This is a genomic window from Pseudomonas sp. CAU 1711 (assembly GCF_039888625.1).
GTDB lineage: Bacteria > Pseudomonadota > Gammaproteobacteria > Pseudomonadales > Pseudomonadaceae > Aquipseudomonas.
Map to the genome: position 1 here is coordinate 1 of NZ_JBDQQT010000005.1, position 23,826 is coordinate 23,826.

Here is a 23,826-nt window from a genome sequence, read left to right on the forward strand (position 1 = left end):
TGCGGGTCTGCTTGCGCTTGCCGGCGTACTCGGCATCGGCGAAGGTCATCTGCTTCATCGGGAAACTCGGGCAACGGGATCGGCGTATTTCACCAGATTCGGGAAGTCTTCTTCAGAATTTCCTTAGGCATTACGCACCTCGCGAAGGGAGCGCAACTGAGCTCGCCCGCCGACCGTATCATCGGGAGCCAGGCATTCTCCGCTCTGGCCAGGACAGTGCTGATCGCCTCTCAGCAGGAGAGCGGAACCTCTCGCATTCTCGTACGAGCCAAATCGAACATTGGGCCCGATCATGGAGGCCTTAGGTACGAGGTGGAGGAAACAGACCTCCCGGCAGGCCTTACATCGACGCGCGTTACCTGGGGCGAGACTGTCGATGGTTCGGCGCGCGAGCTATTGGCTGAATGCGAGCTCCCGGATGAGGGCCCGAGGAGTCAGCTTGAACTCGCTATAGAGTTCCTACGTGAGGTATTGGCAGATGGCCCTGTGCCCACGACGGAGCTAGAGCAAGCTGCAGAGACAGCCGGACTTGCATGGGCAACAGTTCGTCGCGCCCATCGCAAGGTTGCAGTGGCCCGGAAAAATGGAGTTGGGGGTTCGTGGGTTTGGGCGCTACGAAACGAAGGTGGTCAAACTGCTCAAACTTCTCAAGGCGCGCGTTAGCGTGACCAAAATGAGCCTGAGGCAAGAGCCTCAGGCATTCAACTGGGTAATTGCACAGACTTACCCACCACCCATTTGCGTTCGACCTGATCAGGTATTTGCACCGGATTTGACCAGCATGCTTCGTGACCCTGACTGGTTGAGAGCGACCCAAAGTGGCCGTTCGCCCATACCTCATGTGATAGAAGGGGTTTGGGGAGCAATGGAACAGAAAGTGCTCTTAAGACCAGATCACCATGAGCGCGCCACGCGCCAGGGACATGGAGAGGGCATTCTGAGCACCCCAAAAAATTTCTAGTCCTTACCCGGCGTGGCTTACAGACCGATTGAGCAAAAAGCTGCTCAATTGAGGTCGTTTATCATTCGCCCATCTTCTGACTATCACCAAGGAATGGCATGATCCCCGTCGCTCGACTTGGCGATATGCACGCTTGTCCGATCCCCGGCCACGGCACCTCGCCCATCACCTCCGCCTCACCCGATACCCAAGTCAATGTTCTGGGCGCCGCCCGCGTTGGCGATGTCTGCGGCTGTGGCGCCGCCATCACCACGGGCTTCCCGTCCATCATCGTCGACTACCGGCCCTTGGCGTATCTGGGCAGCCCGACCAGCCATGGTGGCAGCATCGTCTCGGGCAGCCCCGACACCTTCGGCGGCTTTCAGTTCGGTGGCGCGGCAACCCAGGCCATCGTCGACTTCGCCAAGCTCGGCGCCGTGCGCCCGGATGGTTCGGTGGATGATCGGCTCATGGCCGAGCTACTGGCCGACCCGCAACTGGAGCAGCGCGCCTTGCTCTCGGGGGCTCTGGTGCAACCGGGCAGCTCTACCCCTACAACTACCAAGAAACCGCTGACTCCCGAACTAATCGCCGTCGCCGGCAGCCAACACGATAAAGGCTCGGGCAACAAGATGATGTTCATCGGCCAGGCCGTGCGAGAGTTGGCCGAATTCAAGCACAACAAGCCCGCGCAAACACGAACGCTGGTGGTGTTCACCCCGTCGTATGACCCGACGATGCTCAGCGCGGCGCGCAGTTCTGCCGGCGCCTATGGGGCAGGCTTTGTGGAGGTCACGAACGCTCAGGAGCTGATCGATTACCTGAACCAAGGCAAGGACCGGAAGCAGTCGCCTATCGAGCACCTGTCGCTGTTCAGCCACGGTGTTCCGCAGCGGATCGCCTTCGGCTATCAGCTCGCCGGGGACTTCCAGATGTCCCTCGACGTGCTCACCTACGACAAGATCTCACCTTTGGCGTTTTCCAGCTCGGCGCGAATCGACAGCTACGCCTGCCGGACCGGCATGGGTAACCGCTCGGAGTTCCCTATCGAGGATGGCATTCAGTTCTTCCCGCAGACCAACGAGAGCCTGGCGCAGTTGCTGGCCGATCACCTGCAAATCAAGGTGCGCGCCTATGTTCGCCGGTCGGACTACAAGAACACCTGGGGGACATTCGAAGAGCGCCAGTTGGGAAAGCTGTGTGGGATCAGTGATAACGCGGCGCCTGGTGAAGAGTGGTGCAAGAAATGGGCTCAGTTGGCCAGGGAGCGAAAGAACAATGACGACATGCTGGAATTCACCTACCAGACGATGGGCGCAATCAATCCCGTGATCTCAGGTGACACACCCATTGGCGTACCAGGAGGACACTTTGAATTTCTACCGAAGTAAAGGCTTCTGGATTGCCTTCGCCATTTTTTCTCCTTTGCTGCTGATTGCAGCCAACTACGGATTCAAGGTGATGACGAGCGTATACAAGACGGACATGGGCAACGGGGTAGTGATCTATGCCGACGATTACGTGAAGACTGGACGCTGGGTTTTCCACTGCGGCCGCTCACGACTCATCAGTCGAGAGCCGCTACCAGTGCCATTGGCGGCGCTGGAGCGGGCAAACAAGCTCACGATCGGCGATATGTATTCGCTGAGTGGTGCTGATGAACTACTCGCGAAGGCGGCTATCCGGGAGATCACGGCGATGCCTGACTGGTACAAGAGCCTGCGCTATCGCTACTCCGTCCTAGGCGAAAACAGTGAGTTGAATAGTCACGTCTTTGACTTGCTAGCCAAGCATGACGGGCGGACGTGGGCTTTGAGAGTCTGGCAAGAGATTGGCTATGACGGCGAGTCGAGCTTTGACATAACCGCCGAACCCTATGATCCCGAAACCTACGTGGACTACGCCAAGGCGCTCCAGGCCGCCGCCAAAAGCTGCCCTGTTCCACAGTAAAGGATGGGGTTCGGGTAACAATGGAACCAAAGTCCAACGTAAGGCCCGATTAGAGCTCGGTGCAGCCGTGGGCGTTGGTGGTTTTCAGGACTTTGATTCGCGGAACGGGTTTTCTGTACCGCTATCGGCGTATTTCGCAGGCTCGAAAGCTTTCCGGGTTCGGGTTCGGTAAACGGTGGTTTTCCCGAACTACCCGCACAGCGCAGAGGCTTGCGGTCAGCGGCGTGGCTTAAGTGCACTTTCTGCTCCGTTGCTCCCCAAACCCCTAGAAGGACGCTAAAAGCCAACCCAACCGCGGGCCCTCTTTCGCACTTCCAACGTCTGAACCTCAGCGTCTAGCGCTTTCTTGTTCGCCTTCTTGGCTTCTTTCCGAGCCTCTTTCGCCATTTTGCGTCGCTCGGCTCGGTTCATTGGGGTGCCAGACTCGTGATCGTAGAACTTGGGACCACCAAATTTGAATGGCATCGGGAATTCGTGACTTCTTCCGCCGAAGTACTGTACATCCTTGCTCGGTGTCTGTAGTACGTCGAGCTCTTCCAGTGCGCCCTTCCAAACGGCGGACTCCTCTGGACTCACCTCGAGAGTAAGGTCGACGTACAAAAATTCTTGTGAGGCCACCTTCTCAGTGAAGGGTTCAGATGCGATGCCAATCGCTTCGATCACGTGGGGAAAGCGCAGTTTGATGCCGTGGCAGTACGCGAGCAGTGCGGCCGAGCGCATCTCCCGATAAGTTTGGTAGTCGACATCCGGCGGCTTTGGAGCCGTCAGGAAAACGTACGCGCGGGACATGTTGCCGCGGCTCAGGATCATGCGGGCAAACTTCTTGCCGGGCTCGCTCTTCGAGAGCGCGAAGCGGAACTGGACGGCGAGTTCCCGCCTTGCCAGTCGGGGCTCTGCTGCGAGGGCACGCAGGATTCGCTCGTGGTCGATGGTCTCCGGTGGCATCTCGGTGAGCGCAGGGAGCCCAATCGCTGTCCCCGCGCGGACGAAGGACGCTTGGTACTCAATGAGCGCGTCCCACATGTAACTGCCCTGGTCAGCCTTACGCTTGGCCACTCGTTGAGGACTTGAGCGATAGAACCGCCAATCCCCCTCTAGGAGGGCGACAGCACCAGCGCCAGACGGCACCTTGGGCAAAGCGTGCCGGCCGTTCTCAATCGTGCACATGTACTGCGCCAGCAGCTCTTCCTCACCTGCTGCGTGCATGAGTACGCCGTTTGCGCCGAAATAGCGCTCCTTGCAGGCTAGATAGTCGACAAGGTCCGGGACGGTGTCCAGTTCCTCTAAGAGAGTGTCGACTGTCACTTCATCGAGGACGTGGACGAAGCGGCGGCCTTTAAGCGGGAAGCCGACTTCGAAGGGGTGTTCGTAGTGGGCATTCCCCTCAAGCATGCTATTGAGCATTAGGCTGCCGCTGCTTCCGCCGCCGAAGTGCCGAACCGCAGCCTCATGGCCGCCACGAGTGACAGCGATCAAGAAGTAACGGGCCGAGCTTGGGTCTGGGAGTGCCACGGGCAGCTTCGTCTGACATGACTTGTCAACGAACACTCGGTCTGAGTACCGACGTAGAAAGCTCTCAGCACCTGCAAGCTGCCTTGCAGACTTCTCGATCGCCCGCTTGTACCAACGAGGCCAAGCAACCTTGATGTCGACGTCCGACTGAAACGCGCAGTGCTTGTCGGAGAACAGCAGTACGTCGTTACCAAAGACCACGAGCAGGTCTACCAACTCCTTGCCATCACCCTTGCCGTTTGGCCTACCTTCGTCGCTGTGGACGTTTGAGTAACTCCACAGGCTTAGGAACGCCTTGCGGGCGAGCCGCGCAAGGGCACGCTCAGAATCGGTCGTGCCCTGTGCCTCAGCTGCTTTCTCCCAAGCTGTCTTGTTGCTCACCCAGCTATCCCTAGTCTGCGACTCCACCGGCATATCTGGATAGGTCGTTACATGTGCATGGAATCATATATGCAACCAATAACCTCCCTTGGCCTCTGCCGATCGTAGCTGAGGTGTGATCTGGTCAAGTCAATGCAATTCGCATTCAGCCTCACGGTCAACTCGCGCGCCCCAGCGAGTCAAACCAAAGCAACAACGGCATCAGAGTCCCCAACTCATGAGTGCAAACTCAGTGACCTCGGAAGGGGGGGCGCAGTGAGTCGCCCTCCCCTGCACGGTATTCAGGTTCGCTTATCGACTCGTATCTGCCAACTCAGCGGTTGGATATCAGAAAGCCCACAGCGCTCATATCCTATGCGACGGCCGCTCTCGGGCAGTGCATCAACAAACATCTTCCCATTCATCGAACTGAGGAATATTTCACCGCAACTCGCCTTTGTCAGGAAGTCTGGAGTTCCCCCAATGCCCGGCACCTCGCCGATCCACTGAGCTTCCACATTAGTAACGACCTTCCCGCCTTTGATAACCCTATAGGCCACCTCAGGTCCCTTAACGCTGGGACTGAAGAGCAATACGTAATTACCGTCCTCCGTAGGGCTCATCCATTTGGCCAAATCTTGCACCTGATCATCAGAACCGCAGCCAGACAGCATCAAGGCGCCAGCCAAAAAGGGGACTACTTTTTTCACTCTTCTCTCCCTGACCCGAGTACAAGTTTTCAGCACAGAAATGAAAGGGGGCAGTACCCCTACGGGACCATGCCCATAGATCGTACCGCCCCTCAGTGCCGGCAGCGAATCACCCCTGAGCCGAAGCTACCTCTATGACTCACCGCATATGCCGGATGGCTCATCTTACCTAGCCATTATGCTTTCGCAATACCCTTCGCAATCATCCTCCTCGATGAGGGTTCCATGCTCTAGGCATATCGTTTCTACCCAGCCCGGCGAGCCCCTGGCAGGAATTGGAAAGGCACTCCAGCGACTCTTGGTCGTTCGCCAGTCCATATACGAAGCGCAGGCCATCCTCTCGAAGGAGGTGGAGTTTCCCCGACTTGATCTCAGCCTCGAGCTCACGCGTAGCCACCACCCGGCGAAGCGCTGTGTTCACCGTTTCAATGGTAGCGGTGTCGCCCCTGAGCTCCATTACCGCCACCATCATGAAGCCAGTTCCCCCAGCATAAACGCCATCATAGCTATCGCCGCACCCTGCCAAAGCAGCACACGCAGCCAGTACTGGTAAACCCTTTCTCATACAGCCCCTCCCAGGACAAATACGCCCGGAGCTACCAGCGCTCGAGCAACACAGAAAAGGTCGCGCCCATGCAGCCCAAGCACCCCGCCAGCAAGGGCGCACGCATGAATACCTACAAGCATGGCTAACTGGTGACGGCCTAGCCGCTCTAGCCACTGCATCAGCCCCCAGCTGGGAATCAGCGCAGCCGTCGCCCACCACAGCGCCGGCATGGGTAGACCTAGCAGGCCTACCAACGAGAACAACGCTACATGGGTGCAAAAATAGGCAGCAAAACCGAGGGCAACAGGGCGAGCAGCAGCATGGGTCATGATGAAAACCTCCACGTTGAATGAGGCATCACCCTCGCCCGATCTCGTGCGTGCCAGTAGACCCAGAGAAGAAACTTCCGCCGCTCACGGAAAATGACGGATTTCCACGTAAGATCACGGAAAACAACGGAGGCCAACGGAAAGCGGCGGGTAATAACGGAAAAGATCCCCTGAATTCAGGGTCTTTCGACCAACCCACAGCCCCATGCACGTACTCATACGCCCCACACACGCGGAAAATGACGGAAGCTCACGGAAAACGACGGGTCACTCGGCTCCTTCCATCAGCGGCAGCCAGAAAAAACTCGGTTTCATTAGTGCCACTCGAAGTCGCTCAATGCCCTGCCGCTGATACCACTGCAACGCAGGCAACAGGTTGCCGGCCTCATCAGCATTAATCGGCGGCATTACACAGCTGCAGGAGATCACGCACAGCCTGACCCGTCCTCGGCATAGGTGCAGATCCACAAAAACAGTCCTTCTTCCTGGTGCAACAAGCGCAACCGCGCCTAGGACTCGAATCGCGACCTCGAGCTTCAACTCCAGCACCTGGCCACCGTGCGCGTTAGCCCCCATGCGAGCTTCAAAAACATTCACCGGCCAGCTCCAAGAAGAACGCGCCCCGGGCTTGAATCCTGGATCCTGCAAATACCTCAAATCGACCTGGTCGAGATATCTCATCGCCGGCATCCCTCTGCTTTGGCAAAGTGGTATGCACTCCGCTCCAGGCAGAACGCCCACCACCAGATCCTCACCGCTACACGCATAGGCACAGGTCGGCCCAGCATCTGAAACCAATTGCTCAGATCCAGATGCATCTGCACAACCGAGAGAGGACTGGCATGCAAAACAAGTTTCGAGGCATCGAGGCGTATTGCCGCCCTGGACAGAATGAAGTCCGCCAAACTCATATGAAGTACTCCAGGATGGCGGAGCGTTCTGCATCGGAGACACCTCTTAACCGATTGACCCTCACAGCGATCTGCTCGGCCTGCAGGTAGGAATCGAGTGACTGATGCTCAAGGGAAACGATCGAAACTGATGCCCAGGAAATGGCCGCTAGACGCGGCCCAGGCAATACGTGAATGGCTCTACAACCTAGTGACGACAACTGCGCATCGAGCTCAGTGATCCAGTGATCGGGTACGTGTGGCGGAACAAGTGTCATAAGGCCTCCGAAAGCTTGGAGGCCCTATCCTCGCCAGTTTATTGCGTGCCACCAGGCCAGCCCGCTGGCCGCAGATGCTCAGGTACCAGAGCCGCCAGAGATCCCCTGAGTGCACTACGCTGTAGTGATTCGTCGTCGTGCAGATCCTCCTCCCAGCAGCTCGCACGCAGACTTGCCAGAGCCTGCTCACGGGACTCACCGAGCACGGCCAGAACCTCCATGGAAAATGCATCGTTATCAGCGGCCAAAGCGAGCGCTCGAAGCACATAGGCCGAGCTCAGCTGAGGCCCTTTTGTGTCGGCCTCGGCATTGAGAGTCAGCATCACACCATCTACTAGCGGATCATCAATCTGTACCAGGTTCATCATTCAGTATCCTTCGGTGGGTTAAGCGAAATCTTCTCTCGCAGACGCCTCTTCCTCTGCTCCCAGTTCTGCCTGCCTTTACTTGCATCGCCACCAGTTCGAGGGTGAGAGGTGTGGTGGGACGTCATGGCTGTGCGCTGATGCAAGGCTCGAACTGTTCGACTAGCAGCAGCTGCCCCAGCTCCACCGCCAGAACCTGGATTCCCACCGCCATCTCCTCCACCTGGACGTTCCTTAGGCGCTCTGCCTGATCCAGCACGCTTCACCATCTTGCTCGCCCCTAGCAGACCGCCAGCTACGCTGGCTATCCCGCTAGCCAGAGTGGAGACGGTGGCCACCGCTCCCGTAGCAGCTGCTGCCAATGGCCCGATCGAAAAGCCTGTCACCCAGCCGGCGGCCACAAAGGACGCACAGATAATGAACATCCCCGCCCATTGCAGTACGCCCATGATCGAATCGATGTCAGTCCCGTTTCCCGACCACCCGCTAGCAAGAGCAGACTGGTAAACCGCAGCTCCAGACATAGCGAACGAGGTTCCGATAACCAGGAATTGGGTGAAAACTATTGCGAGCGCTGTAAAGAAGATCCCGCCCAACCAGGTCTGAAAACCTCTGAAACCCAGCACGGCGGTACTGAGCATGAAGATCGGTGCAATCAACAGAAGCAACCACAGCAGAACCGCTAAGCCAGTAACGTAAGCCGGCAGGTACGCATACATTTCCAGCCAAGCCTTCTCATTTTTGAGACCCTGGACGACGGCAACACCACCGGTCACTGCCGACCACGCTCCCTCTCCTTCAGCATTTCCTGTCATCGATCGGTTAAGCGTTCGCTGCCACGCCAGTGCCGCAGCAACACGCCCCCCCTCGGCATCAGCACGCTGACCTGAGGAAGGCTTACCTCCACTCGCAAGCAAGGCCTGATATGCCTGCTCAGCGGCAAACTGGGCTGCCTTGTAGGCCTCTACGCATGATCCTGGATAAAAGCCCTGAGATTCACCTTGCGCTCCGCCAGCGGGCCAGGCAACAGACTCAAGCTCGAATGGCGCATCCGCTAGGGACAAATATGAGTTTTCGGATTCTGCGGTAGATCTCTTCTCATACACCCCCTCCCAGTGCTGCTGCGTGGGCAGAAGGTATGGGCGGCTATCGGACGGCTCAAAACCTCGACCCTGCTCCTCTAGAAATTCCCGTCCCTGCGCACGCCGGCTACGGATAGCAGATACATCGAGGCCTTTATTAACCCCATCCCAGACGCCATCCATATTGAGCAGGTTGCCGCTGGCCACTTTTATCGCGCTGAGCGCACCGCTATAGGTTGCAGTCGCTTGCGCGAGGAAACCAACCTCTTCATCAGGAATGCCTAGCCCAGATCCGCCGGCGAGCCCGATCGCATGTAAAGCCTCCAGGCTGATGCTGCCATCCTGCACGACAGCTCCGTCCGGTGTGCATTGCGCGTTGTAGTCACGTACGAGGCGAGCGAGATCCGTTCCCTGGAAAACCGCCGCGGCACGGTCGGCCGCGGCTTGTTTAATCGCTGCACTGGGCATGATCGCCCCGTTGGCGCCCATCCTTTCAGCGAGCCCCGACACACCTAAGCCCAGTACCTGCCTGGTACCGATCGCCAGCTGATAGCCGGCCCAGACGATTTTCGGGGTCTGAACGCTCGCACTCTCGGATATCTGAATACTCGACGGGTTGAGCCCCCAGCCCAGGACGAACCAGGTAACAGCGCAAAAACCGAGAGTGCGAAAAATTCTAGCTCGCGCGACGTTTAGTACAGCAAGAGCCAGCATCGCATAACTGATTCCTGGAACTATCGGACGCACAGAGCTCGCAATCGACTCGAACATGGGAGCGGTCAAAATCATCAGGTCAGCAACGAGCTGATCGAATCCCTTGAGCATCCAGTCAAAGCCGGCGAGATCCTCGGGGCTCATTGGAGTCCCCTAGCCCGCCACGATGCGATGCTGCGTCGACTAACACCGCCAAGCAGACAAATAACCCAGATCAAAAATGACACCACCCCGACGCAGAACAGGACGATCCAAGCCAGCCTGAAAATCGGGTTGAAGTACCAGGATCCTGCGTAACCAGCTGCCAGCAGAACCAGACCAAACACGCCTAACGCACACCAACCTGCCACCTGGCCAATACGATGCATCGAGGAGTCCTCTCTCTTGATTAAGAGCATCATCAGCCGCGAATAAAGTACCCGCCACCCAAACTGGCCTCGCCAAATGCCCCCACCTTTGCATCGGTAAAAAACTCAGTTTTACGGGCCGCATATCCCTCCTAGCGAAAAAGCCGAGCGAAGCTCGGATGGCGGCGCTTTACGCGCCGCTGTGCCGAAGGCACGCGTGCCGGAGGCACGCTATGTCAGGGGCCTTCGCTACGCTCGGGCCCTTACATAGCGTGCCTCCACAACCATCTGCGTATATTTCATCCGCCACATTGACCGCGCTTATCCGCTCGTTAGGATGAACCCATCCCAACGAGCGCTCGCCATCAGCAGCGCTCACCTGCTATCTCGCTCGCGCTCTCGCGAGCTGATAGCAGAGGGGAGGTGCAAAGCGCGCACTCGCGCCTGCACCTACCGCCGGTTTTTCAGACCCAAATCTCGGAGCTGAAGAACCGGCACAACCGATCCAGGATCTGCCCACCTGGATCAGTAGCAGTACCGGGCTCGACGCTGCTGGTTGTCGTTAAATCCCCAGCCCCGCGGATTGCTAGCTCAGCGACCCAACGGAGCAACACCGAGCACCGCACTCCGAGTGGAGGCGTCCATCAGCTAGCGCTGATGCTGGAGTCCTCTGGATTCCTGACACTTGCAGAACGAGCGCGACTCATGAGCAAAACAGTGGAGGCGCTACGCGCCCCTGGCCAAAAATTTGGGCAGGCAGTCCAGCTGGCGAATCAACGATTCGCGAAATGGGCGAGGACAGCTTTTCAGCTGTTCGGCAGATACAGGAAGGTCACCGCAGCGGTGGTTCGAGCGCAGGTTTTGGCTTGCAGCTCATCACCCACGAAGGCTTGCTTGTGTCGTGTTCAACTTACAGCACGCACCATGAATAAGTCCGTCCTCGATCCCCATGCAGCGGAGCTACTGCTACGAGCTCGCCAGGGATATACGCAGCGCATGTTGTGCCTGTACCTGCGGCACGAGAAGCTACTTCACGTCTCCCAGCCTTCCCTCTCTCGATGGCTCTCCGCTCACTCTGTCACGGTAGATCTTCCTCCTGATGAAGAGCTCCAGCGGTACCAGCAGCTCGCCGCACTTGGCCTAACCCCGCGCCGGTATCGACGGACGTTGTCTCGGTGGCGCGGCCACATCGAGCATCTACGCCAACGAGGTAGCAGTCTCACGGAGATCCAGGCCGATCTGAAAAAGCACGGCGTGTCCGCCTCAATCCGTACGATTCGTCGAGAACTGGAAGCGCGGTGATGGCCAAGGGAAGGACGTTTGCCAAATCACGGACCCAGGCAAAGAAAACCGCACGCACCCTATGGCAACGCGGGAATATCGCAGGGCTAGGTACGTCCAGGACTTATGAGGATGGCCTGAAGTTAGTAAGCGATTGGATGCGAAAAAACGGGGGAGGCGCCCTAGAGCAGCTCTCGATTAAGCGAGCACGCCAGTATCTAGCGGAACGTGCTACTCAGGTCAGTCAGTCCACCCTTGATCGAGATCGACAGGCGATTCAGGCGCTACTGCAGCACACCGGAAAACTAGGTTCTGATCAAACCCTCAAAATCATTCAAGCTGAGCGGCAACAGAACCTACAGCCACGCGCCTATACACCCGAGCAGGTGCATGCCATCCGCGAAAGGCTCGCGCCCCATAACGCCCTTGGGCTTGAGATCGCCCAAGCCGGAGGGCTCCGCACGCATGAACTCTTCACGCTGGCCAGGAGAGATGAGCTCACCCCTGACCAAAGACCTGCAGACAGTGAAAAATTTTCTGCCCGTGACGATCACTCCCGATACGTAGTTACCGGAAAAGGCGGTTTAACCAGAGAAGTAAGCATTCCGAATGAGTTGGTCGCGCGGCTAGAGGCAGTGCGCCTCGATGAACCACGCACAATCCGAGATCGAGGCATTCTCTACAAACAACACTACGCGGTCGGAGGTGGCCAGGCGCTCAGCCAGGCATTTAGCGCAGCCAGCAAGGCCGTCCTGGGCTACTCGACCGGTATTCATGGCGTTCGTCACAGCTACGCCCAGCAGCGCCACTATGAAGTCCAGCGACTAGTCGGCGATCCCGAACGCACCTTGCGGATCGTTTCACAGGAAATGGGACACTTCCGGCCCGAAATCACTCAGGTTTATCTCCGGTGAGCCTTGCTCAAATTGAACATCATGAGCGCCTTGAACATCTTGAGCACCTTGCTACTGACGCGCTGCGCTTGTCGGGCAGGCTGCACTACGGCGGCTAAAGCCCCCTCCATTCGCCCGCCTCTATCTCTCACAATGAGGTGCGCGACAGGTGCAGTTCCGCCCCGCAACTGGTGAAAATAGGTGCACTCGCAAAGACCACGAAACACCTCTAAACAACGGCTAACACCCTGTTTTGAAAGCCCTTAACGCTTGTAAACACTGCTAAACATCGCTAACCTCCGCCAACGACACTCAGTAGTGGTGTAATTGAAAATCCCCGTGTCGGCGGTTCGATTCCGTCCCTGGGCACCAAAATCAGCGAAAGGCCCGCCAGCAGTGCGGGCCTTTTGCATTGGCTCGAAAAAACGCAAGGAAGCGTCGATGCAAACCAACAGCCGTCTCTTGCCGGTCTCTGCCCTCGTCCTGCTGGTGCTTGCCGGCGGCGCCACCCTGCTCTGGCGCTTCGTCCTGTTTCCGCCGATTCACCCCGAATTCACCCAGGCCCTGTTCGGGCAGCGCTTCGCCAACGGTGATCGTGCGGCCTCGCTGCGCTTTCACGAGCGTAGCAAGCGCTTGCTGGTGGGCATGGAGTCGGGAGTCGTGCATGTCTGGGATACGACCCGGCGCGAAAGTCGCCTGAGCCTGCGCGCCCATCAGTATCGGGTGAACCAGCTGCTGTTCAGCCGCGACGGTTCCAGCTTCTTCAGCAACTCCTATTTCGAGGACGACACCCGCCTGTGGGATAGCGCCAGCGGCGAGCTGCTCGCCACCATTCCCCGGGCTCGCGGCCCTGTCGCACCCGGCCCACGGCAAGACCTGTACCTGATCGCCGGCAACGATAACGAGCTCCTGCTCTACGACCTGGAGCGGCGCCAGCTCCTGCCGGGGCGTAGCAAGACCCTGGATAGCGTGACCGCCCTCGCCAGCAGCCCGCGGGGCGACCTGATCGCCGTCGGCAACGCCTCCGGCGAACTCCAGCTGTGGCAGGTGGTGGAGCAGGACGAGCAGCTGCAGCTGCGCCTGCAGCGGGAGAGCAAACCCTATGAGGCGGGCAACTGGCTCCTCGCCCTGAGCTTCGGCGCCGATGGCAAGAGCCTGATCAGCGCCAATCGCCACGGCGCCGTGGCCCAGTGGCGCACGGCGGACCTGAGCAAGGAACGCGACATTCCCAGCACGCTGCAATGGGCACACCAGGCCACTTTCGCCGACGGCATGCCCTGGCTGGTGCTGGCCGGCACCCTCGATCCCAGCGGCCTGCGAGACGGCAAGATAGAGCTGATCGACCTGCAGAAAGGCGAGGCGCTGCGCTTTCCCGCCCGCAGCAACTTCGCCGTCGCCGACATGCTCGCCCCCCTGCGCATGGGGCTGATTGCCCACGGGCGGCGCATCACCGGCGCGACGCTCGACTAGCGGGCCGATCGGCCTGGAAGGGGGCCGGCACTGGTGCAATACTCAGGCGAGCGCTCATCCCGCCGGCCTCGGGGTATCCAGTGATGACAGCCAGTTTCACGGTAGGGCACAGCCCACTCTTTGCCGAATCCGAGCTGCACGCCCGGCTCTGCCACGCAGGCGTGCAGCTGCGCTGCCTGGCGCAGGCCGCCGAGGTACAGCCCGGCGCCCTGGAGGTGCTGCTGCTCGACGGCAGCCTGCTCGACGCCTGCCCCCTGCCCGAGTGGCAAGCCTGCGGCGCCAGCCTGGTGGCCTTCGACGCGCCGTCCGGCGTGCTGCCACTGCCCGGCACGGCCAGCGACACCGAACTGCTCGCCCTGCTCGACTTCGCCGCCGAACAGTTCCGCCTCAGACGCAAGACCGAGCAGTTGGCCACCGCCCTGCAGGACAAGGATGGCGACCTGCAGAAACTGGTCGATGTCGGCCTGGCGCTGTCCGCCGAGAAGGATCTGGAGCGCCTGCTGAGCAAGATACTCACCGAGGGCCGGCGCCTGTCCAACAGCGATGCCGCCTCGCTGTTCCTGGTGGACAACAAGGGCGAGCAGCCGCAGCTGCTGTTCAAGCTGACGCAGAACAGCTCGCTGCCGACCCGCTTCCAGGAACAGCGCATGCCGCTGACCAAGGCCTCGATCGCCGGCTACGTGGCGCTGACCAGCACCGAGCTGAACATCGCCGACGCCTACGCCATCCCGCCCGACGCGCCCTACCGCTTCAACCGTTCCTTCGACATGCAGGTCGGCTACCGCACCATGTCGCTGCTGGCCATCCCCATGCTCAACCACAGGCGCGACGTGGTCGGCGTGCTGGAGTTCATCAACTGCCAGGATGACAGCGGCCAGCTCATCGCCTTCGACGAGGTGATGGCCTCCTCCTTGCGCGCCCTGGCCAGCCAGGCCGCCGTGGCCATCGAGAACCGCCAGCTGCTGGACGACATCAGCCAGCTGTTCGACGGTTTCGTGCAGGCCTCGGTGTTCGCCATCGAGCAGCGCGACCCCACTTCGGCGGGCCATTCGTTCCGCGTCGCCGACCTGTGCATCGCCCTGGCCCGCCAGCTGCCCATGGCACCCATGAGCCACCTGCGCCAGCAGGCGCTGAACGACGAGGCCCTGCGCGAGCTGCGCTACGCCGCCCTGCTGCACGACTTCGGCAAGGTCGGAGTACGCGAGCATGTGCTGACCAAGGCCAAGAAGCTGGCCGATCCGGTGGTGGAAAACCTGCGCTATCGGGTGGCGCTGGCCAAGGAAAATCTGCAGAACCAGGTTCTGCGGCGCATGCTCAATGCCTACCGGCAGCATGGCGCGCTGGACGAGCAGCTGCGCCTGCAGTGGGAGGCCGAGCTGGCCGTGGAGTGCCAGCGCCTCGATCAGTATCTGCAGGACATCCTCAAGGCCAATGAGCCGAGCGTGCTGAGCGAGGGCGACTTCAATCACCTGCAGGAGATCCAGGGGCATGTGGTGAGGAGCCACGACGAGGGCCTGATCGGCCTGATCTCGGAAAGCGAGTTCGCCGCCCTGGCCATTCGTCGCGGCAGCCTGACCCAGGAGGAGCGCGCCGAGATCGAGCGCCACGTGGTGCACACCCGTGACTTCCTCAGGCTGATCCCCTGGACCCCGGCCCTGCAGCGCATCCCCGAGATCGCTGCGGCGCACCACGAGAAGCTCGACGGCAGCGGCTATCCCAAGGGCCTGGTCGGCGAGCAGATCCCCTATCCCTCGCGGATCATGACCATCTGCGACATCTTCGACGCCCTGACCGCGGCCGACCGCCCCTACAAGCCGGCGGTGCCGGTCGAGCACGCCCTGGACATTCTGCAGTCGGAGGTGAAGACCGGCCTGCTGGACGGCGATCTGGTCAAGGTGTTCATCGACTCGCGCTGCTACCTCAACCCGGCGCAGACTCCGGCCCTGGCGCCGCCCCCGACACTGCCGAGCGGCGCACCGGCCTACGCCCACCACGTCTGCGACTTCGAGCCCAGCGAGAAGCACCAGCACTGAGCAGGGACGGCATGCCCCCGCTCAACGCCACATGGCCTACTATCTGGCCGACAGGGCCTTCTGGTAACGCTGCTCCAGGGTCTGCAGGCCGGCGCTGGCGGCGGCCTTGTCCAGGTACTGATAGGTCGGCTGCAGGCGCTCCAGGCGGTCGCCGATGTTCGGGTGCACCTTGAGGAAGGTCAGCAGTGTGGCGTCGTCCTGCTTCATGGTGCCGATGCCCTGCAACACGGTGGCCAGGCCATAGGGGTCGTAACCGGCGCGGGCGGCGATCACCGCGCCCATGCGGTCGGCCTCGTATTCGTCGCCGCGATCGAGGCCGCGGGCATAGAGGTTGGTCACCAGCTGGTCGAACTTCGCCGTCGCCGCCGGGTCGCTGCCGCCGTAGTTACCGGAGTTGGCCTGGCTGGCCTGCAGGGCGAAGCGCGACAGGTTGGCCAGCACGCCGGCGCCGGCCCTCTGCTTGATCGCCTCCAGGTGATGCTTCTGCACCACATGCGCCACCTCATGCGCCAGCACCCCGGCCAGTTCGGCCTCGCTGTTCATCTGCGCCAGCATGCCGCTGGTGATGAACACGTAACCGCCCGGCGCGGCGTAGGCACCGACCACCCGGCTGTCGAGCACGCCGAAGCGCCAGGGTAGGTCCGGGCGCTCGCTGTTCAGCGCCACCCAGCGCCCGACCTGATTGACATAGGCCTGCAGGGCCGGCGCATTGAGCAGCGGCGCCTGCTGCAACAGCAGCTCGGCGGTGTTGGCGCCTATTACCAGTTCTTCGTCCTGACTCTTGTCGCCCATCTCGCCGAGGTTGCGCCCGACGTTGGCCAGGGATGACAGGTCGACCCCCTGGATCTGCATGCCCTCCATGGCCTGACAACCGGCCAGGATGGCGCACAGGGACAGCAGTAGGCCGCGATAGAGACTCTTGTGCATGACTCGACTCCCGCTCATTGTGGGTAGGCAATGGTCTGGCTACGCAGACCACCCTGCTGGGCGAAGGCACGGGCATTGCCCGTGGATGCGGCATAGCGGTCCAGCTGCTGCAGGGCCACGCTGCCGCCGCCGGTGCCTCCCGCCAGCTGGTCGTCGCTGATGCCGCGCACGCCGGTGGCCACGCCACTGGCCGGTTCCACCGCGGTACTGCCCTGCAACAGCGCGCCTATGCTGCCGCCCTTGGCCCCGGCGGCCTTGTCGAAGCGCACCGCCAGCAGCGCCACCCAGCCCTGTTGGCCGGCGCCGGTCTGCACCTGATACCAGCCGCCCTGACGCTTGAGAATGTTCAAACGGCTCTGAGCCGGCAGCTGCTGCAGCAGCGCGCCGTCGTTGGCAGGCGACTCGCGCAGGGCGGTGGCCTGCACCGTCACTCCGCTACGCACCTCGGCGTAGGCGGGCGCGACCAGCCAGCCCATCAGCAACAAGACGATGGCAAGCGAATTCCTCATGATGGTTTTCTCCTGGGTTCGAACAGAGTCACCGGCTCGACGCGGCCCTTGACCTGAAAGTCGCCGTGCGCCACGAAGTCGAAGGCATCGCCACAGGCCTGCATGGTCGCGGCCGACACCAACAGGCGGGCACGCCCCTTGGTCAGCCCCTCGATGCGGCTGGCCAGGTTCACCGTGTCGCCAATTGCAGTGTAGTCGTAGCGTTTGCTGGTCCCGACCATGCCGACCACCGCCGGTCCGGTGTGCAGGCCGATGCCGATATCGAAGTCCGGATGGTCGAAATCGCGGCGGTAGCGCTCGAGGTTGTCGATCATCTCCAGCGCCGCGTTGACCGCGTCCACCGCCTGCGCCGGGTTGTCCTGCGGCGCGCCCCAGAAGGCCATGATGGCGTCGCCGATGAACTTGTCGAGGGTGGCGCGATGCTTGAACAGCACGTCGACCTGGCCGGCGAAATAGTTCTCCAGTATCCGCATGATCTCCACCGCGCTGCGCTGCTCGGAGAGGGTGGTGAAGTTGCGGATATCGGAGAACAGCACCGTCAGCTGGCACTCGCGGCTGGCCAGCAGCGCCTGCGGGTCCTCGCGCGCCACCAGCTGCGCCACCACCTGCGGGTCGAGGAAACGACTGAACATGCTGATGGTGTCGGACAGCTGCTGGCGCCGGCGCCGGTAGAACAGGGCCAGGGCCAGGGCCAGCAGCAGCCACAGCGCCAACTGGCTCGGCAGCACCGCCACCAGCACGCCCTGCAGCACCGCCAGCCAGGCGCCGAGCAACAACGCCAGGCTGGCGCCGAGGGTGAACAGGCTGGCCAGCAGCAGGCGCTCGCGCAGCAGGCAGAGCTGCAGGGCCAGCAGCAGGACGCCACCCAGCAACGCCATGGCCCAGCCCGGCAACGTCCGCAGCTGCTGGCCGTTGAGCAGGTTGTCGATGGCCGTGGCGAGGATGAATACCGCCGGGTAGAGATCGTCCAGCGGCGTACGCCGCAGGTCGTAGAGGCCGGCGGCGGTGGTGCCTACCACCACTATCTTGCCGGCGAAGTAGTCGGCCGGCAGCGCCCCCGCCTCGCCGCGGGCCTGGGCCAATGCCTCGGCGAAGGGGATGCGCGGATAGGGCACGCGCTCGGCGCTGCGCCAGTCGAGCAGGAAGCTGTCGGCGGCCGGCAGCCGCACGCCGCGATCCCGCGCCACGCGGGCCGGCAGCGACGGCATGCGCCAGGCGCCGATGCGTCGATGGATGTCGTAGCGTCGACCGACGCCGTCGGCGTCCTGGGTGAAGTTGATGGTGCCGGTCTTCCAGTGCCGCGGATCGACGGCCCAGGGCAGCAGCAGCACGCCACGCTGCAGGGGGTCGCCGCCCGGCAGCAGGCCGGCGCTCGGCGGGTAGCCGGAAAGCAGCGGCGCCTTGGCCGGGTCCACCGCCTGCTGCTGCAGGGCGGCCAGGTAGACCCTGTCGCTGCCGGCCAGCACCTCGGCGAAATAGGCATCGGCATCGGGGTGAAAACGGTCCGCCTCGCTGAACAGCACATCGAACACCACCGCCTCGACCCGCTGCGCCAGCAGATGCTCCAGCAACTCGGCATGCACGGAGCGCGGCCAGGGCCACTTGCCGGCCTCGCCGGCCAGGGCCTGCAGGCTGAGGTCGTCGATATCGACCACCAGGATGCGCGGATCGGGTGTCTGCTGGGCGGCGCGCTGGCGGATCAGCCAGTCGCCCTGGGCATTGCTCCAGCGCAGCAGCGGCGGCCATTGCTGCAGCAGTGGCAGCAGCGCCAACGCCAGCACGGCGATCAGCCACAGGTTGCGGCGAAAGGATCTGGATGAGCGCTGCGCCATGGACACTCCTACCGAGGCGCCCCCGGGTGCGCCGTCCCTAGCAGACTAGCGGGGAGCAGCCGGCCTTGCCGCGCTTCATCCGCACCAGGAGCTCCAGTACACTGCGCGCCCTTCGCCCCGGCCGGGGCTCGCCAGGCCAGATGCCCCATCGGACCGCTGGGCTCCACCATCCGGCGGAGCCCCTTGCGGGGCGTCGCGGGCGACGCCGCACATGGCTCCCGGCGTTTTTTGTTTGGGCGCGACACGCAACTGTAACGATGCGACAACCCGCCGCAGGCAGGGCCCGCAGCGCCGGCTGGCGGCTTGGCGCTGCCGCGAACGCTATGCTAGGTTCAGCCGCACGCTAGGAAGGCGGTCAATAGCCGGAGCGCATCCGCAAACCAAGAGGACCCCCCATGGCCGAGGCAACGCCCGCGCTGGAAATCCGCAACCTGCACAAACGTTATGGCGACCTTGAGGTCCTCAAGGGCATCTCGCTGACCGCTCGCGACGGCGACGTGATCTCCATCCTCGGCTCCTCCGGTTCCGGCAAGTCCACCTTCCTGCGCTGCATCAATCTGCTGGAGAACCCGCACCAGGGCCAGATCCTGGTCGCCGGCGAGGAGCTCAAGCTGAAGGCGGCGAAGAACGGCGACCTGGTGGCCGCCGACAGCAAGCAGATCAACCGCATGCGCAGCGAGATCGGCTTCGTCTTTCAGAATTTCAACCTGTGGCCGCACATGAGCGTGCTCGACAACATCATCGAGGCGCCGCGCCGCGTGCTCGGCCAGAGCCGTGCCGAGGCCACCGAAGTGGCCGAGGCACTGCTGGCCAAGGTCGGCATCGCCGACAAGCGCCACGCCTACCCCAACCAGCTTTCCGGCGGCCAGCAGCAGCGCGCGGCCATCGCCCGTACCCTGGCCATGCAGCCCAAGGTGATACTGTTCGACGAGCCGACTTCGGCGCTCGACCCGGAAATGGTACAGGAAGTGCTTAACGTGATCCGCGCGCTGGCCGATGAGGGTCGCACCATGCTGCTGGTCACCCACGAGATGAACTTCGCTCGCCAGGTGTCCAGCGAGGTGGTGTTCCTGCACCAGGGTCTGGTGGAGGAACAGGGTACGCCCGAGCAGGTGTTCACCAACCCGCAATCGGCTCGCTGTAAACAATTCATGTCCAGCAATCACTGAAAACGGAGCAACACGCATGCAGAACTATAAGAAGATCCTGCTGGCCGCCGCCACTCTGGCCTTCGGCACCCAGGCAGTTGCCGCGGACAAACTCAAGCTCGGCACCGAGGGCGCCTATCCGCCCTTCAACCTGATCGACGCCAGCGGCCAGGTCGGCGGTTTCGACGTGGAGATCGGCCAGGCCCTGTGCGCCAAGATGGGCGCCGAGTGCGAAGTGGTCACCTCCGACTGGGACGGCATCATCCCGGCGCTGAACGCCAAGAAGTTCGACTTCCTGATCGCCTCCATGTCGATCACCGAGGAGCGCAAGCAGGCGGTGGACTTCACCGAGCCCTACTACACCAACAAGCTGCAGTTCATCGCACCGAAGAGCAGCGACTTCAAGACCGACAAGGCCAGCCTCAAGGGCAAGGTGATCGGCGCCCAGCGCGCCACCATCGCCGGCACCTGGCTGGAAGACAACCTGGCCGACACCGTCGAGATCAAGCTGTACGACACCCAGGAAAACGCCTACCTCGATCTCTCCTCGGGCCGCCTGGACGGCGTGCTGGCCGACAAATTCGTCAACTGGGAATGGCTCAAGAGCGACGCCGGCAAGGACTTCGAGTTCAAGGGCGATCCGGTGTTCGACAACGACCAGATCGCCATCGCAGTGCGCAAGGGCGACGCCCTGCGCGAGAAGCTGAACGCCGCGCTGAAGGCCATAGTCGAAGACGGCACCTACAAGCAGATCAACGACAAGTACTTCCCGTTCAGCATCTACTGATGCGCCCGACCGCCGCCGCCTGCGGGCGGCGGCCGTCCCTCCGCAGTAATTCCAGATGATCCTAGACCTGCATGGCTTCGGCCCCGCCCTCGCCGCCGGCACGCTGGTGACCATCCAGCTGGCCCTGTCCGCCCTGGCCATCGGCCTGGTGCTCGGTCTGCTCGGTGCGCTAGGCAAGACTTCCCCGTACAAGCCGCTGCAATGGCTTGGCGGCAGCTACTCCACCATAGTGCGCGGCGTGCCCGAGCTGCTCTGGGTACTGCTGATCTACTTCGGCACCGTCAACGGCCTGGCCGCCCTGGGCGAGTTCCTCGGCGTCGGCCACCTGGAGCTGAACCCCTTCGCCGCCGGCAGCATCGCCCTCGGCCTGTGCTTCGGCGCCTACGCCACCGAGGTGTTCCGCGGCGCCATCCTGGCCATTCCCAAGGGTCACCGCGAGGCCGGCCTGGCCCTCGGCCTGTCGCGCCCGCGCATCCTGTGGACGCTGATCCTGCCGCAGATGTGGCGCATCGCCCTACCCGGCCTGGGCAACCTGTTCATGATCCTGATGAAGGACACCGCGCTGGTCTCGGTGATCGGCCTGGAAGAGATCATGCGCCGCTCGCAGATCGCCGTGACCGCCAGCAAGGAGCCCTTCACCTTCTATATGGTCGCCGCCTTCATCTACCTGGGCCTGACCATCATCGCCATGACCGGCATGCATTTCCTGGAAAAGCGCGCCAGCCGCGGATTCGTGAGGAGCGCCTGATGAACTGGGAAGTGATCATCAAGTACATGCCCAGGCTGCTCGAAGGCGCCTGGCTGACCGTGGAGCTGGTGGCCATCGCCGTGGTCGCCGGGCTGATCCTCGCCCTGCCGATGGGCATCGCCCGCGCCTCCAGGCACTGGTACGTACGCGCCCTGCCCTACGGCTACATCTTCTTCTTCCGCGGCACCCCGCTGCTGGTGCAGCTGTTCCTGGTCTATTACGGCCTGGCGCAGTTCGACGCGGTGCGCAACGGCCCGCTCTGGCCCTACCTGCGCGACCCCTACTGGTGCACCATCATCACCATGACCATGCACACCGCGGCCTATATCGCCGAGATCCTGCGCGGCGCCATCCAGGCAGTGCCGCCCGGCGAGATCGAGGCGGCGCGCGCGCTGGGCATGTCGCGCGCCCAGGCGATGATCTACATCATCCTGCCGCGCGCCGCGCGCATCGGCCTGCCGGCCTACAGCAACGAAGTGATCCTGATGCTCAAGGCCAGCGCCCTGGCCAGCACCGTGACCCTGCTGGAGCTGACCGGCATGTCGCGCACCATCATCGCCCGCACCTACCTGCCGGTGGAGATATTCTTCGCCGCCGGGGTGTTCTACCTGGTGATCGCCTACGTGCTGGTGCGCGCCTTCAAGCTACTGGAGCGCCGCCTGCGGGTCGACGCCTGCCAGGGTCGCTGATTCGCCGTGCCCCCTCTCCCCTCGGGAGAGGGCCGGGGTGAGGGAGTTCTTTCGCCATGATCCTTACCGGCCCCGCCCTGGGCGAACGCTTCCAGGCCCTGGACGACTTCCTCGTCGCCCACCAGGGCCTGTGGCGGCCCAAGCCCTTCACCTGCCCGACCCTGCCCTGGGAAGCCGAGCACCCCGAGCTGGCTGCCTGGCTGCGCGGCCGCAGCCTGGAGCAGGCCGAGGCCGCGCACAATCACCCCGAGCGGCTGCCGGCCCCGGCGCCCTTTCCCCAACTGGCGCAGCAGGCCGCCGCCCTCGCCGCCCTCGGCGAGCTGCCCGGGCACGCGCTGGGCCCGCTGCCCGAGCGCCTCAGCGTCGACGTGCCGGGACGCAAGTGGCAGCAGATCGAAGCCTTCGCCGAGCGCCTGCAGTTCCGCGAGCAACCGCGCCACTGGCTGGACTGGTGCGCCGGCAAGGGCCACCTCGGCCGCCTGCTGGCCCAAGGCGGCCAGCGTCTGACCTGCCTGGAGTACGACGCCCAGTTGGTGGCGGCCGGCCAGCGCCTGAGCGAACGCCTGCGCCTGCCGGCCGAGCATCTGCAGCAGGACGTGCTGGCCGCCGATGCCGGCCAGCGCCTGCACGCCGAGCACTGCCCGGTGGCCCTGCACGCCTGCGGCGACCTGCACGTGCGCCTGCTGCAACTGGCCAGCGCCGCCGGCTGCCGGCAACTGGCGGTGGCGCCCTGCTGCTACAACCGCATCGCCGCCACGCACTACCAGCCCCTCTCGGCGCCCGCCAGGGGCTCCTCGCTGCAGCTGTCCCAGGACGATCTGCGCCTGCCGCTGGCCGAAACGGTCACCGCCGGCCAGCGCCTGCGCCGCCAGCGCGACCTGTCCATGGCCCGGCGCCTGGCCTTCGATCTGCTGCAGCGCGAGCAGCGCGGCGTGGATGAGTACCTGCCGACGCCCTCGCTGCCGGTCGCCTGGCTGGACAAGGACTTCCCCAGCTACTGCCGCGAGCTGGCCGAACTCCGGGGCGTGGCGCTGCACGGTGCCATCGCCTGGCCCGGCCTGGAGGCGGCCGGCTGGCAGCGCCTGGCCCAGGTGCGCAACCTGGAGCTGCTGCGCGGCCTGTTCCGCCGCCCGCTGGAGGTCTGGCTGCTGCTGGACCGCGCCCTGTTCCTTGAAGAGCAGGGCTACCGGGTACGCCTGGGCAGCTTCTGCGCCCATCGACTGACCCCCCGCAACCTGCTGCTGCTCGCCGAACGGCCCTGAAGGCTCATCCACAGAAGCTGTGGATAACTCTGTGCGCAGTTTCTGCAGAAGTCGCCGAAGCCCCGGTCGCGCCTGCCCCCGCGCCGCCTGAACACTTCTTGATCAAAAATAAAAACCTATAAAAAACAGCTTGTTATGCCGTTTGTTGGCGCACAGCACAAAATGCGTGCGACACCCCGACGCCCCGACTCTCCTTTGTGCATAAGCACAAGGCTGCTGATAG

18 protein-coding genes are annotated in these 23,826 nt (G+C 62.5%); 10 read left to right on the forward strand and 8 right to left on the reverse strand.

What is annotated here, in order from left to right; genetic code table 11:
* The first annotated feature begins 1,059 nt into the window (after positions 1-1,059).
* Positions 1,060-2,331: a PAAR domain-containing protein gene (locus tag AAFN46_RS06665; RefSeq protein WP_347807908.1), complete on the forward strand. Its 1,272-nt coding sequence runs from the start codon at positions 1,060-1,062 to the stop codon at positions 2,329-2,331.
* Complete coding sequence (locus AAFN46_RS06670; protein ID WP_347807909.1) at positions 2,312-2,890, forward strand: hypothetical protein; 579 nt, start codon at positions 2,312-2,314, stop codon at positions 2,888-2,890. The genes AAFN46_RS06665 and AAFN46_RS06670 overlap by 20 nt, the downstream gene beginning before the upstream one ends.
* Before the next feature lie 276 nt (positions 2,891-3,166).
* Here AAFN46_RS06670 and AAFN46_RS06675 read toward each other — a convergent pair whose 3' ends face one another.
* The 5 genes from AAFN46_RS06675 to AAFN46_RS06695 form a co-directional block, all read right to left on the reverse strand.
* A complete protein-coding gene (locus AAFN46_RS06675; protein ID WP_347807910.1) occupies positions 3,167-4,783 on the reverse strand; it encodes a hypothetical protein in 1,617 nt (538 codons plus the stop codon).
* A 281-nt stretch (positions 4,784-5,064) separates the two neighbouring features.
* Positions 5,065-5,472 (reverse strand): hypothetical protein, encoded by a 408-nt coding sequence (locus AAFN46_RS06680; RefSeq protein WP_347807911.1) that lies wholly within the window; start codon positions 5,470-5,472, stop codon positions 5,065-5,067.
* 1,143 nt (positions 5,473-6,615) lie between these two features.
* Entirely contained in the window at positions 6,616-7,029 is a 414-nt protein-coding gene (locus tag AAFN46_RS06685; protein WP_347807912.1) for a hypothetical protein, read from the reverse strand.
* 525 nt (positions 7,030-7,554) lie between these two features.
* Positions 7,555-7,884, reverse strand: a complete 330-nt coding sequence (locus tag AAFN46_RS06690; RefSeq protein ID WP_347807913.1) for a hypothetical protein — start codon at positions 7,882-7,884, stop codon at positions 7,555-7,557.
* A complete protein-coding gene (locus tag AAFN46_RS06695) occupies positions 7,881-9,821 on the reverse strand; it encodes a hypothetical protein (RefSeq protein ID WP_347807914.1) in 1,941 nt (646 codons plus the stop codon). Before AAFN46_RS06695 ends, AAFN46_RS06690 begins: the two co-directional genes overlap by 4 nt.
* A 1,504-nt stretch (positions 9,822-11,325) precedes the next feature.
* Here AAFN46_RS06695 and AAFN46_RS06700 point away from each other — a divergent pair.
* From AAFN46_RS06700 to AAFN46_RS06710, 3 genes are all read left to right on the forward strand, one after another.
* Positions 11,326-12,219 carry a site-specific integrase gene (locus AAFN46_RS06700; protein WP_347807915.1) on the forward strand — a complete coding sequence of 298 codons (894 nt, stop codon included), beginning with the start codon at positions 11,326-11,328 and terminating at the stop codon, positions 12,217-12,219.
* Between the two features lie 420 nt (positions 12,220-12,639).
* Positions 12,640-13,668, forward strand: coding sequence for a hypothetical protein (locus AAFN46_RS06705; protein WP_347807916.1), 1,029 nt, complete (start codon positions 12,640-12,642; stop codon positions 13,666-13,668).
* An 83-nt stretch (positions 13,669-13,751) separates the two neighbouring features.
* The gene (locus AAFN46_RS06710; RefSeq protein ID WP_347807917.1) at positions 13,752-15,701 is read left to right on the forward strand and encodes an HD domain-containing phosphohydrolase; all 1,950 of its coding nucleotides are present in this window, start codon (positions 13,752-13,754) and stop codon (positions 15,699-15,701) included.
* Positions 15,702-15,740: 39 nt separating this feature from the next.
* Here the strand turns inward: AAFN46_RS06710 and AAFN46_RS06715 are convergent, their stop codons facing one another.
* Genes AAFN46_RS06715 through AAFN46_RS06725 form a run of 3 tightly spaced genes read right to left on the reverse strand, consistent with a single transcriptional unit; the run spans position 15,741 to position 18,969 of the window.
* Positions 15,741-16,628 carry a M48 family metalloprotease gene (locus AAFN46_RS06715; RefSeq protein ID WP_347807918.1) on the reverse strand — a complete coding sequence of 296 codons (888 nt, stop codon included), beginning with the start codon at positions 16,626-16,628 and terminating at the stop codon, positions 15,741-15,743.
* 14 nt (positions 16,629-16,642) lie between these two features.
* Positions 16,643-17,137 (reverse strand): SH3 domain-containing protein, encoded by a 495-nt coding sequence (locus AAFN46_RS06720; RefSeq protein ID WP_347807919.1) that lies wholly within the window; start codon positions 17,135-17,137, stop codon positions 16,643-16,645.
* Entirely contained in the window at positions 17,134-18,969 is a 1,836-nt protein-coding gene (locus AAFN46_RS06725; protein ID WP_347807920.1) for an adenylate/guanylate cyclase domain-containing protein, read from the reverse strand. The genes AAFN46_RS06720 and AAFN46_RS06725 overlap by 4 nt, the downstream gene beginning before the upstream one ends.
* Positions 18,970-19,364: 395 nt before the next feature.
* Between AAFN46_RS06725 and AAFN46_RS06730 the strand changes: the two genes are divergently transcribed.
* From AAFN46_RS06730 to AAFN46_RS06750, 5 genes are read left to right on the forward strand one after another with little or no spacing between them, the layout of a single operon-like run.
* Positions 19,365-20,138, forward strand: a complete 774-nt coding sequence (locus tag AAFN46_RS06730; protein ID WP_347807921.1) for an ABC transporter ATP-binding protein — start codon at positions 19,365-19,367, stop codon at positions 20,136-20,138.
* A gap of 16 nt (positions 20,139-20,154) precedes the next feature.
* The gene (locus tag AAFN46_RS06735; RefSeq protein WP_347807922.1) at positions 20,155-20,904 is read left to right on the forward strand and encodes an ABC transporter substrate-binding protein; all 750 of its coding nucleotides are present in this window, start codon (positions 20,155-20,157) and stop codon (positions 20,902-20,904) included.
* 55 nt (positions 20,905-20,959) lie between these two features.
* A complete protein-coding gene (locus AAFN46_RS06740; RefSeq protein WP_347807923.1) occupies positions 20,960-21,652 on the forward strand; it encodes an ABC transporter permease in 693 nt (230 codons plus the stop codon).
* Complete coding sequence (locus tag AAFN46_RS06745; protein ID WP_347807924.1) at positions 21,652-22,341, forward strand: ABC transporter permease; 690 nt, start codon at positions 21,652-21,654, stop codon at positions 22,339-22,341. Before AAFN46_RS06740 ends, AAFN46_RS06745 begins: the two co-directional genes overlap by 1 nt.
* A gap of 56 nt (positions 22,342-22,397) precedes the next feature.
* Complete coding sequence (locus AAFN46_RS06750) at positions 22,398-23,603, forward strand: methyltransferase (RefSeq protein WP_347807925.1); 1,206 nt, start codon at positions 22,398-22,400, stop codon at positions 23,601-23,603.
* The last annotated feature ends 223 nt before the right edge of the window (positions 23,604-23,826 follow it).

Excerpts from the sequence above, each read along its gene's own strand:
- AAFN46_RS06665 (WP_347807908.1), top strand. The coding sequence starts at position 1,060 with ATGATCCCCGTCGCTCGACTTGGCGATATGCACGCTTGTCCGATCCCC.
- AAFN46_RS06685 (WP_347807912.1), bottom strand. The coding sequence starts at position 7,029 with ATGAGATATCTCGACCAGGTCGATTTGAGGTATTTGCAGGATCCAGGA.
- AAFN46_RS06690 (WP_347807913.1), bottom strand. The coding sequence starts at position 7,884 with ATGATGAACCTGGTACAGATTGATGATCCGCTAGTAGATGGTGTGATG.
- AAFN46_RS06695 (WP_347807914.1), bottom strand. The coding sequence starts at position 9,821 with ATGAGCCCCGAGGATCTCGCCGGCTTTGACTGGATGCTCAAGGGATTC.
- AAFN46_RS06700 (WP_347807915.1), top strand. The coding sequence starts at position 11,326 with ATGGCCAAGGGAAGGACGTTTGCCAAATCACGGACCCAGGCAAAGAAA.
- AAFN46_RS06705 (WP_347807916.1), top strand. The coding sequence starts at position 12,640 with ATGCAAACCAACAGCCGTCTCTTGCCGGTCTCTGCCCTCGTCCTGCTG.
- AAFN46_RS06710 (WP_347807917.1), top strand. The coding sequence starts at position 13,752 with ATGACAGCCAGTTTCACGGTAGGGCACAGCCCACTCTTTGCCGAATCC.
- AAFN46_RS06715 (WP_347807918.1), bottom strand. The coding sequence starts at position 16,628 with ATGCACAAGAGTCTCTATCGCGGCCTACTGCTGTCCCTGTGCGCCATC.
- AAFN46_RS06720 (WP_347807919.1), bottom strand. The coding sequence starts at position 17,137 with ATGAGGAATTCGCTTGCCATCGTCTTGTTGCTGATGGGCTGGCTGGTC.
- AAFN46_RS06725 (WP_347807920.1), bottom strand. The coding sequence starts at position 18,969 with ATGGCGCAGCGCTCATCCAGATCCTTTCGCCGCAACCTGTGGCTGATC.
- AAFN46_RS06730 (WP_347807921.1), top strand. The coding sequence starts at position 19,365 with ATGGCCGAGGCAACGCCCGCGCTGGAAATCCGCAACCTGCACAAACGT.
- AAFN46_RS06735 (WP_347807922.1), top strand. The coding sequence starts at position 20,155 with ATGCAGAACTATAAGAAGATCCTGCTGGCCGCCGCCACTCTGGCCTTC.
- AAFN46_RS06740 (WP_347807923.1), top strand. The coding sequence starts at position 20,960 with ATGATCCTAGACCTGCATGGCTTCGGCCCCGCCCTCGCCGCCGGCACG.
- AAFN46_RS06745 (WP_347807924.1), top strand. The coding sequence starts at position 21,652 with ATGAACTGGGAAGTGATCATCAAGTACATGCCCAGGCTGCTCGAAGGC.
- AAFN46_RS06750 (WP_347807925.1), top strand. The coding sequence starts at position 22,398 with ATGATCCTTACCGGCCCCGCCCTGGGCGAACGCTTCCAGGCCCTGGAC.